Below are 9,842 nucleotides of genomic sequence, written 5' to 3'. Positions count from 1 at the left end.
GGAGGTCGCCCTCGGCGGCGGCGAGCGCCAGCAGGACACCGGCGCCGCCGGTGGCCAGGTCCATCGACAGCCGCAGCAGCTGGTTGCCGGGGAACGCGATCTCACCCCCGTGCGGGATCGCGTGCAGGGCGAGCCGGTCCCGGTGCCGGCGCAGCGCGGCCACGAGTTCCGGGTCCTGGTCGCGGCGGATCGCGGCGGCCAGCGCCACCATGAGGCCCGCTCGGCCCAGGAACAGCCCGGGTTGGATCGCGAACTCGCCGAGCAACGCGCGGCGCAGGGCGGGCAGCCGGTCGACGGTGGGGCTGTCCGGGGCGTGTTCGGCCAGCTGTTCCAGCACGACGACGATGCCGGCGCTGCCCACCTCCAGGTAGGGCAGCATGCGGGTGGCGCCGTCGCGGACGAGCAACGCACCGTGCTCGTTCTCCCCGCACTCGGCGACGTCGGCGGCCAGGGCGTCCTCGGCGGCCGTCAGCCACCGCCGTTCCCCGGTGTGTTCGAACAGCCGCAGGAACAGCAGGGCCGGTCCCGACCAACCGTGCAGCAAGCCGGCGCGCCCCTTGCCCCTGGAGCCGGTGGCGGCCGACGGCGGAATCGCGGCGAGGAGCCGTTCACCGAGGGCCAGCGCCTGGTCAATGCGGGCGGGGTCGGCTCGGCGTTCGCCGAAGCGCAGGAGGTTCAGGGCGATACCGGACAGGCCCGAACCGAGGCCGTGCCGGGTGAGGCCGGGCAGCAGCGGGTCGAACTCGGTGAGGAGTTCGTCGGCCAGTTCGTGCCGTCCCAGGTCCTCCAGGACGTGGGCGATGCCGTGCGCTCCGTCGTAGAGACCCGGGCGGCGCGGCGGGTTGCGGCGGACCGAGTCCACCAGCCACGTCTCGTGCTCGGGGTGCCGGCCGTGGCCGGTGGCGGCGAGGGCGTGGAGCACGCCGGCAGCGCCGTGGCCGAGGGTGTCGCCGCCGAGCCGGAACTGGTCGATGTCGCCGGGGAACAGCCGGTCCTGGCGGTGCGGGGTCGCGCTGCGCAGGACCGCCGTGGCCACCGACTCGCGCACCGAGGCCCAGTCGGGCCGGTCCGAGGCGAGTGCGCGCAGGCCCGCCGAGGGCGGCGGTGCGTCGGTGGGGGCCGTCGAGGTGCGGGGGCGGAGCTGGCCGAGCACGGCGTCGCCGAACTCGGCGCTGGACAGGGGGAACGACCGGACCGCGAAGCGGACGAAGGTCTCGGCCTTGCCCGGGTCCAGGGCGGTGAGCGCCGTCATGGGGAGGAACATCCACAGTCGCAGGACGGCGGCCGCGTAGCGGTCGGCGTCGACGCCGACCCGGTCCGGGGGTGCGGCGAACCCCGGGGCGCCGAGCGCGGAGCGGGTGGCCTCGGCGGCGGGGCGGGCCAGTTCGAAGTCGATGAGGGAGACCCGGTCGTCCTCGTCGACGAGGATGTTGCGGTCGTGGAGGTCCCCGTAGACGTAGCCCCGGTCGTGGATCCGGCTCAGCAGCGTCTCCACCTGGTCGAGGATGCGGAGCGCGCGGTCGGTGAACGCGGCGCGTTCGCTGGGGGGTGGAGTGCGGGCGGCTGAGCGGGTAGTGCCGGGCCAGCCACTGCCCGAGCGGGATTCCGGATTGGACGGACAGGGCGAGGAATTCGTGCTCCCAGTACCGGAAGCGGCCCAGGACCGCCGGGAGGCCGGGCACCCCGTCGAGGGCGGTGAGCGCCTGGTGCTCCTGGTGGAGGCGGGCGACGGCGTCCCGGCGGTCGCGGTCGAGCCCGGCGTGCGGACGCGCCTCCTTGAGGATGGCGGGACGGCCGTCGCGGACGCGGACCGCCCGGTACACGCCGCCCCCGTTGGAGAAGTGCAGGGGGCGTTCGATGGTGAAGGGCTGTTCGCCGGCGGCCTCCGCCTTGCGCGCGGCGAGTTGGGGCCGCAGGAACGGCGGGATCTCCACCCAGTCCGGGGTGTGGAACACGGGGCGTCGGAGGTCGGGGACGAGGGTTCCGTCGGGGCGGGTGATCGCGGGGACGGGTTCCCCGTCCTCGCCGGTGACCCACTGTTCGAGGAACCCGCCGTAGCGGAGGTAGAGCGGTCCGGACTCGTACCGGAGGTCGCTGAGGACGAACGGGCCGGCCTGGCCGTGCAGGAGGTCGTTCAGCGTCTCCACCGTGTCGCGCAGCGACCGCTCGTCCGGCGGGTAGACGGTGATGAACTTCCCGCTGGACTCCCGGGCGGCGTACTTGGAGTTCCGCGCGAGGAGGATGTCCTCGGTGCGCAGGAACTTCAGGGGTGTGCCGGTGGTCAGGCAGTGCTGGTAGACGACGACGAGGACGTGCCGGGCGTTGGCCAGGGTCGCCGAGACGTGGATCTTCCAGCCCTGCGCGGCCATCGACGTGCCCGAGGGGCGGAGGACCTGCCAGACGTCGCGGGTGGTGACGTCCCAGTCATCCGGTGGTGATGGCAGTTCCGCCAGGAAACCGGCCGCTTCCGGGCCGTCCTGGGAGGGGACGTCGTAGAAGAACGGATTCGCGAAGCAGTACGCCTCGTACCGTGAATCCATCTGTGGTGTCCCTCCCGTGACCGGTGCCAGGACATTTCCCCACGACGGGGAGCACCGGCCAAGACGCCGAAGATGTGAATCGACTGCTCCATCAGTGCCGGACTGTGACGGGAATTTGACGGCATTGAGTCATAGCGGGCGGTGGGGTGCACCCGGTTGTGGGATTCAGCCGAGTGAAGTGCGGTGGGGTGATTTTCCCACCGGGAAACCCCGGAGTCCGTCCGATATGACGGGTACCGGTGGTGGCGACCGTGGGGACCAGCGGGGGAGCGCCTCGGCCCGCCGGTGTGAATGACTGACGGCCACCTGCCCCACAGGTAACTACGGTGAGTAGTCGAACGTGGCGCTCGGTGGGCGAAGTGATCACGGTCGAGGAGGAGAGCTGCGGCGGTGTGCCGTGGGGACGGTCGGTCCGGGGCGGTGCCGGGAGACGCGGAGGCCGGCCCGGGTGCCCTGGGGCACGCGGACCGGCCAGTGGTGGAGCGGTGGCTCAGCCGCAGTGTTGGAAGGGGCTCTCCCAGGACTGGCCGCCCGCCGAGCCGCCCCACTTGACGCAGGTGGCGGGGGCGGCGTCGCGAACCGGCCCGGCGTAGTAGGAGAACGAGCCGGAATCGGTCTTGCGCGACTTGCCCTGGACCTCCAGGAACGCCGAGGTCGCGGTGGGCGTGCCGATGGAGCTCTGCTTCATCGTCACCACGCAGTTGTGCGCGTTCGAGGCGTTGTACAGCAGGTAGACAGTGGCCGCCGAGCCCAGGGCGCGCTGGTTGATCACGCCGTACCCGGTGCCGCAGGCCTGCTGCGGGGTGTAGGGGTTACCGCCGCCGCAGGCGGTGACCGTGGTGTTGCCGTAGTAGGTGATCCGCTGCCCGTCGATGGTGTTGATCCGCACCGGGGACCCGTTCTGCAGGTGCTCGTAGTGCAGGTGCGGCCCGGTCGACCCGCCGGTCGAACCCACGTTGCCGATCCGCTGGCCCTGCGTCACCCGCTGTCCCACCGAGACCGCCTGCGAGGACAGGTGCGCGTAGCGGGACCTCCACCCGTCGCCGTGGTTGATCTCGATCCACCGGCCGTAGCTGGTGTTCCCGGTGTTCTCCACCCGGGAGACCGTGCCGGCGGCCGAGGCGACGACGGGCAGCCCGTTGATGTTGCCCCGCTGGAAATCGATCGCCTGTGCTGGGCTGTGGTTGGCGCGGGTGTTCGCGGTGACGGTCTCACCGCACTCGAAGGGCAGCCGGAAGTTGGGTGCTGCCTGGGCCTCGCCCTGGTTGATGACCAGGCCGACGGCGGAGATGGCCACTGCGGCGACGAGCGCCGCCAGACGTCTGTACATCAGCGTCCTCCCGACGGGTTCACCAGCGGAGACCTCGCCGCTGGCAGGGAGTGGTCATGTGATCACAGGGGGCGCGAATCCGACAGCCCCTCGCTCGGACGCCGGCGGAGGCGAACGGCGTAGGGCGCCCGGCGGGCAGCCGCCGCCGGTGGTCGGCCACCCCGATTGTGCTGCGGCGTTGCGGCCGGGTGGCTCGCCGCGCGGGAAGTGGATCTTTGTCGGGGCTTTAGCTGGACGCAGCCCCGTTTTTGGCCCGGGGAGCGCCGGTGTGGACGTGTCGGGTCGGTGCGGGGCACCACACCGGACGGTGGAGGGTTCGGGGCGGGTCCTCGGGTGGACGGTGGAGGCGGCGACCCCGGTCATCCCCCGGACTGTGGTGAATGACTTCCGCGATCAGACCCCAGCTGGTTACCCTCTGGCTGCGCGCGCAGATCGAGCAACGCCCGCCGCCCGGCGTGCCCGATCTCGGTCCGACCGCCACGACCAGCGGGAACACCGGTGTCGTGGTGGTGGTACGGCGGCGGGATGATCCCAGGTCCACATCCACCCTCGACGACCAACCCGTGCGCTGGCCCGTTCCCGGCACAGCCCCCGGTGGGCCCGACGAGGCACGGGCCGCCGAACCGACCGGTGGCGGAGCGTGGGACGTGACCGGGTGCGGGCCGACCAGTGATGGGACGGACTGACGTGACGAGACTGATCGGACTGCTCACCGCCGCCACCGTGGCGGGAGCATCACTCGTGGCCGGCGCCGAGCCTGGCGAGGCCGTCACCCCGGCGCAGACGACGCTGACGACCATCCCCAGCGACCCCTACCGGCTCTCCGACAACGGCACCTTCGACACCTACGGCGAACGCATCGCCGGGCTCGAGACCCGGGTGACCCAGGCCAGCGTCGCCGAGGTGTTCGCCGACGCCAACCGGGAGGCGCGGGGCCTGTGCCACCCCACGGGAGTCGCCGGGGCCACCGGGTTCTGCTGGAACACCGGCGACGACGGCACCCCGGAGTGGTACCCGCAGGGCATCACCGCGTCCTGGGACGCCACCGGGGACGGGTCCTACGCTGGCCACCGCGCCCTCCTCGTGAGCTGGTACAACACCGACGACAAGGGGGTGCGGGTGTCGTTCGTGGACTACGACGACCCGGCCGCGCCCCGCTACCGGCACGTGCTGCTGGTCGAACCGACCAGCACCGACGACTTCCGGGCGGTGAACATCCACGCCGGCGGCCTCGCCTGGTACGGCGACCACCTGTACGTCGTGGACACCTCCCGGGGAATCCGGGTGTTCGACCTGCGCACGGTCTGGCGCACCGAGGGTGATGCGTCGAAGGACCGCATCGGCCTGGGGTCCGACGGCCGGTACTACGCCCACGACTACCGGTACGTCGTTCCCCAGGTGGGGGCGTACACGCAGACCGGGGGTTGCGTGCGGCCGCCGGACTCGTTGGACCAGCCGCTGTGCTACTCGTACCTGGCGGTGGACCGGTCGACCTCGCCGCCCTCGCTGCTGACGGGGGAGTACTACGACGGGGTGCCCGGTGCGCGCCTCGTGCGGTGGCCGCTGGACACCGACACCGGGCTGTTGACGGTCGACTCGGCCGGCACGGTCGCCGCCGACGCGGCCTACCGCTCGCCGCACACCAACCTGCAGGGTGCCGTGTCGCACGACGACACCTTCCTGATGGTACGGAGCCGGGGGCGGAACACCGGTGGGTTGCTCTACCGGGGTCAGGTCGGGGTCGCCAGCAGTTCCTCCGCGTTGCCGATCGGACCGGAGGACATCTCCTACGAGGCCGACAGTGGGCGGGCCTGGACCCACACCGAGTACCCGGGCAGTCGCGTCGTCTTCTCGGTACCTGACGCCATGCGGTGACCCACGGTGGCGCGTGGGAGCCGTGCCGTCCCGCTCCCGTGGGTCCGACCAGCGGATACACCGCAAGTCGTTCCACACAGGACGATCCGGCGCGGCCCTGTCGTCACCGACCGTCAGCTGTGGGCGGAACGGAGTGGACAAACCCGGTCGCGACGCTGTCTCCCCTGCCTATACAGTGTGATAACAGGGACTTGACATGCCATGCAGGGGGATGTAATTGGCTGGGCGGACCGGCACGCGGCTGCGTCGCGTGCTGAACCTCTACCTCGGACTGCTGTTGTTCGGTGGCGGACTCGGGCTGATGTTCCAGGCGGAACTCGGCCTGAACCCGTGGGACGTGCTGCACCAGGGACTGGCCGGGAGCACCGGCCTCCCGTTGGCGTGGGTGGTGATCGGCGTGTCCACCCTGGTGCTCGCGCTGTGGATTCCGCTGCGGCAGCGCCCGGGGTTCGGCACCGTCCACAACGTGCTGTTGGTGGGACCCATCATGGCCACCGTGATCGAGTGGGTCCCGGTTCCCGACCAGCTCCCGGCCAAGGTGGGGTTCCTGCTCGGCGGACTGGTGATCAACGCCGTGGGAACGGCGATGTACCTGGGAGCCGGTCTGGGGCCCGGCCCCCGGGACGGCCTGATGACCGGGCTGGCGGCGCGGGGCGTTCCGGTGCGGAGGGCCCGGACGCTCATCGAGGTCGCCGCGTTGGGCGTCGGGTGGTCACTCGGCGGCACCGTCGGGGTCGGAACAGTGGTCTTCGCCCTGGCCATCGGGCCCCTGGTGCACTTCTTCGTGCCGAGGCTGCGGGTCCCACCGGCAGCGCCGGCCCCGGCGCCGGACCCGGAACCGGCGCCCCCGGTGCCGGGCTGGTTCACCCCGGAAGCCGTCGGTGAGGCGGCCGGGGCCGCACGTCACGCCCCCGCCGGCGAACCCGTCTGACCGGGGCCCGGCGCCACGGACAACGCCGCGTCCGGGCGGCTCCGCAGGCCGTCGAAGGCGATCTTGACGAAGGCGTCGGCCAGGTCGACGGCGGTCAGACCCCGGCGGGGCCGGTACCACTCGATGATCGAGTTGAGCATGCCGAAGAGCAGACGACTGGTCAGCGCGGGGTCCACGTCCCGCCGGATGCTGCCCTCGCTCTCGGCGCGCTCCACCAGGTCGCTGACCAACCGGTCGAACTCGCGGCGGCGGGCCAGCGCCCGCCGCTCGGCCGCCGTGTTGCCCCGCACCCGCAGGAGCAGGGTCACGAACGGGAGTTCGTCCACCAGCACCGCGATGCTGCGGCGCACCACGTACTCCAGGCGGTCGATCGCCGGGCCCTGCTGGGCACCGGGTTCGTTGACCACGGCGAAGAGCTGGTCCAGCGCCCGGTCCACGCTGAGCCGGAGCAGCTCCTCCTTCCCGGCCACGTGGTGGTAGATCGCCGACTTCGTGATGCCCAGCCGGCTGGCCAGGTCCTCCATGCTGGTGCCGTCGTACCCGCGCTCGTTGAAGACCGTCACCGCGACGGTGAGCAGCGAGTCGAGGTCGTAGCCGGGGCGTCCCCGGCGGCTGGCGCGTTCGGCGGGCCCGTCGGTCATGGCGGTCAGTGTCTCAGGCCGGCCCCGTGGTCTCACGGTTGTCGAGCACGCGTCGTGCCTTCCCCGAGGACCGTTCCAGCGTGCCCGGTGCCACCACCTCCACCCCGACCCGCAGGCCCAGTTCGCCGCGAACCAGGTCGGACAGCTCCCCGCCCACGGCTGGCCAGCGGTCCGCGGCGAGACCGGACACCGCCTCGGCCCGGATCGTCAGCTGGTCCAACCTGGCCTCCCGGGTGAGTTCCAGCACGAAGTGCGGGGAGAGCCCCCGGGTTCGGAGCACGAGTTCCTCGACCTGCGTGGGGTAGAGGTTCACCCCTCGCAGGATGAGGAGGTCGTCGGTCCTACCGGTGATCCGCGCCATGCGCCGGAACGGGACGCCGGCGCCGGGCGTCAGGGCGGACAGGTCACCGGTCCGGTAACGGATGAGGGGCATGGCTTCCCTGGTCAGGGTCGTGATGGCCAGTTCCCCTCGCTCGCCCGGGGCGACCGGCGTCCCGCCCGGGTCGAGGACCTCGGGGTAGAAGTGGTCCTCCCAGACGTGCAACGCGCCGACGGCCTCCGGGAACTCCTGGGCGACCCCGGGACCGATGATCTCCGACAGCCCGTAGATGTCGACGGCGGTCAACCCCGACCTGCCCTCGATCTCCGCGCGCATCCCCTCAGTCCAGGGTTCGGCGCCCAGCACGCCCGTCCGGAGCCCGGCGTCCCGCGGGTCCACGCCCTGCCGGTCGAACTCGTCGAGCAGGGTCAACAGGTAGGACGGGGTCGCCAGGACGATCTCCGGTCGCAGGTCCCGGATGAGCCGCACCTGGCGGGCCGACATCCCACCCGAGGCGGGGATGACGGTGCAACCGAGGAGTTCCGCGCCGTGGTGCGCGCCGAGGCCACCGGTGAACAGGCCGTAGCCGTAGGCGATGTGCGCGCGCTGCCCCGGCCGTGCCCCCGCGGCCCGCAGCGACCGCGCCACCACCTCGGCCCACATGTCGAGGTCTCGCCGGGTGTAGCCGACGACGGTGGGGACGCCGGTGGTCCCGCTGGAGGCGTGGATGCGGCGCAGGTCGGTGGGAGGGACGGCGAGCATCCCGTACGGGTGGTTCCGGCGGAGGTCGTCCTTCGTGGTGTGGGGGAACCCAGCGAGATCCGACAGCGACCGGCAGTCCTCCGGACGCACCCCGGCCTCGTCGAAGCGGCGCCGGTAGAAGGGCACGTTGTCGTAGGCGTGCCGCAGCGTCCACCGCAGCCGGACCAGCTGGAGCGCCGCCAGTTCGTCGGCGGAGAGCCGGGGACGTTCCCCCGGCGCCCCGCGCCCGGTGCGGGACGGCGAATCGGAGTGGATGGGCTGGTCGGTCATGCGTGCGCTCCTGTCCCGGTGGCTCGTCCGGTGCAGTCGGTTCGGCGGCGTGGGACGGTCCGGCGGCGAGGGGTGGTCCGGCGGCGAGGGGTGGCGTCGCATTCGTCGCGGCGGAACCCGGTCTCCACCCCAGAGGTGGGCCGGTGGTGGTCCCCGGTGGGCCGGTGGTGGTCCGCCGGGATCCGTTCGGGACCGCCTGCTGGGAAGCTCGTGCCAGCGCCCGGGAAGTGGCCGACCCGCCACGGTGTGCGCGCGTCCCGCCGCCCGCCGTCCCGGGCCGGCCCCGGTGCCCTCGGAACAGTGGGCGAGGCGGAAGACCTGGTCGGGGCGCCGAGTGCCTCGGCGCGGAACCGGGTTCGACACCGAGCCCTCCCGCCCTGTACCCGACCGAATGGTCGGTGGGGAACCTCGGTCCCAGTAACGCAGCGCTAGGGCGCGGTGTCAAGGATCAGCAGAGGTTGAGCGCACTGTTGACAAGGGTGTCGGTGGATGCTGCCGCGCTCCCTGGGGCGAATTCTCAGTGCTGGCCGAATCGGTGACGTTGCGAACTCAGCCGGCGTGGTCAGTGGTGTAGGCGGCCAGCCGGTGCCATATGGCGGCTACGAGCCTGTTCTCGCTCTCAGCAGTGTTGACGCTGGAACCCTCACCAGCGGAGCCGCAGCGGAGCTCGACCGCACGGGCCTGACCCGCTAAGACCTGGCCGTCGCCAACCCCGTCAACGTCTCGATGTGGGCAGGACGGTCCTTGGGATAGCGGGCCAACCAGGCTTAACGACGCTGGCCCTTCCAGTCCATTGCGTGACGGCATGGAGGCGAACTGCCCACCGTCACCCCCACCACGGGCATTGCGGATGACATTGCCCACAGCCCACACCGAGGGAGGAACGAGGACAGTGCCCTCGGCGCGCCAGCGATGCGGACGTGCCGGATTCGGAACGTCCGGGACCCGGGGACACCATGGTCGGCCTGATCAGTCCGCAGACCGAGGCAACGACGGCTCCACCGCCGCTGCGGTGTCCTCCGCTATGGCGCACGCCTGCTCGGTTGTCTCCGCGTAAGTTACAAAAACGGACACGTGGGCCTGCTCGCTCAAGTCCAACGAAATCTGACAATGTTCCGATGGGGGTTTCACAATGATGCGGAGCGCCCGCAACGGTCCCACGCTGATTTCCTCG

At 71.7% G+C, this 9,842-nt stretch carries 7 protein-coding genes and 2 pseudogenes; 3 read left to right on the top strand and 6 right to left on the bottom strand.

Annotated elements, in window-relative coordinates; translation table 11 throughout:
• From ACTIDRAF_RS34790 to ACTIDRAF_RS0205430, 3 genes and pseudogenes are all read right to left on the bottom strand, one after another.
• The coding region (locus tag ACTIDRAF_RS34790) for a phosphotransferase (RefSeq protein WP_016697703.1) at positions 1 to 1,495 on the bottom strand (1,495 nt) is incomplete at its 3' end.
• Positions 1,496 to 1,946: 451 nt separating this feature from the next.
• Positions 1,947 to 2,540: pseudogene (locus ACTIDRAF_RS35655) on the bottom strand (class III lanthionine synthetase LanKC N-terminal domain-containing protein); the annotation flags it as partial.
• Between the two features lie 490 nt (positions 2,541 to 3,030).
• Positions 3,031 to 3,870, bottom strand: a complete 840-nt coding sequence (locus tag ACTIDRAF_RS0205430) for a M23 family metallopeptidase (RefSeq protein ID WP_016697701.1) — start codon at positions 3,868 to 3,870, stop codon at positions 3,031 to 3,033.
• A gap of 380 nt (positions 3,871 to 4,250) precedes the next feature.
• Here ACTIDRAF_RS0205430 and ACTIDRAF_RS0205425 point away from each other — a divergent pair, with 380 nt between their 5' ends.
• The 3 genes from ACTIDRAF_RS0205425 (at position 4,251) to yczE (ending at position 6,676) form a co-directional block, all read left to right on the top strand.
• Positions 4,251 to 4,556, top strand: a complete 306-nt coding sequence (locus ACTIDRAF_RS0205425) for a hypothetical protein (RefSeq protein WP_016697700.1) — start codon at positions 4,251 to 4,253, stop codon at positions 4,554 to 4,556.
• Position 4,557: 1 nt separating this feature from the next.
• Positions 4,558 to 5,745: an LVIVD repeat-containing protein gene (locus ACTIDRAF_RS0205420; RefSeq protein WP_026065807.1), complete on the top strand. Its 1,188-nt coding sequence runs from the start codon at positions 4,558 to 4,560 to the stop codon at positions 5,743 to 5,745.
• A gap of 217 nt (positions 5,746 to 5,962) precedes the next feature.
• Positions 5,963 to 6,676 (top strand): membrane protein YczE, encoded by a 714-nt coding sequence (gene yczE / locus ACTIDRAF_RS0205415; RefSeq protein WP_211215275.1) that lies wholly within the window; start codon positions 5,963 to 5,965, stop codon positions 6,674 to 6,676.
• Here yczE and ACTIDRAF_RS0205410 read toward each other — a convergent pair.
• The 3 genes and pseudogenes from ACTIDRAF_RS0205410 to ACTIDRAF_RS34780 all read right to left on the bottom strand — a co-directional run.
• Complete coding sequence (locus tag ACTIDRAF_RS0205410) at positions 6,649 to 7,317, bottom strand: TetR/AcrR family transcriptional regulator (protein WP_016697695.1); 669 nt, start codon at positions 7,315 to 7,317, stop codon at positions 6,649 to 6,651. The genes yczE and ACTIDRAF_RS0205410 overlap by 28 nt on opposite strands.
• 13 nt (positions 7,318 to 7,330) lie before the next feature.
• Positions 7,331 to 8,668, bottom strand: coding sequence for a phenylacetate--CoA ligase family protein (locus ACTIDRAF_RS0205405; RefSeq protein WP_016697694.1), 1,338 nt, complete (start codon positions 8,666 to 8,668; stop codon positions 7,331 to 7,333).
• 969 nt (positions 8,669 to 9,637) lie between these two features.
• Positions 9,638 to 9,842: pseudogene (locus ACTIDRAF_RS34780) on the bottom strand (DUF3558 domain-containing protein); the annotation flags it as partial.

The organism is Actinoalloteichus spitiensis RMV-1378 (genome assembly GCF_000239155.1).
Taxonomy (GTDB): Bacteria; Actinomycetota; Actinomycetes; order Mycobacteriales; family Pseudonocardiaceae; genus Actinoalloteichus_B; species Actinoalloteichus_B spitiensis.
The sequence above is the reverse complement of the archived record's forward strand: the minus strand, read 5'-3'. Positions and strand labels throughout refer to the sequence as shown.

Excerpts from the sequence above, each read along its gene's own strand:
- ACTIDRAF_RS0205425 (WP_016697700.1), top strand. The coding sequence starts at position 4,251 with ATGACTTCCGCGATCAGACCCCAGCTGGTTACCCTCTGGCTGCGCGCG.
- ACTIDRAF_RS0205410 (WP_016697695.1), bottom strand. The coding sequence starts at position 7,317 with ATGACCGACGGGCCCGCCGAACGCGCCAGCCGCCGGGGACGCCCCGGC.
- ACTIDRAF_RS0205405 (WP_016697694.1), bottom strand. The coding sequence starts at position 8,668 with ATGACCGACCAGCCCATCCACTCCGATTCGCCGTCCCGCACCGGGCGC.
- ACTIDRAF_RS0205430 (WP_016697701.1), bottom strand. The coding sequence starts at position 3,870 with ATGTACAGACGTCTGGCGGCGCTCGTCGCCGCAGTGGCCATCTCCGCC.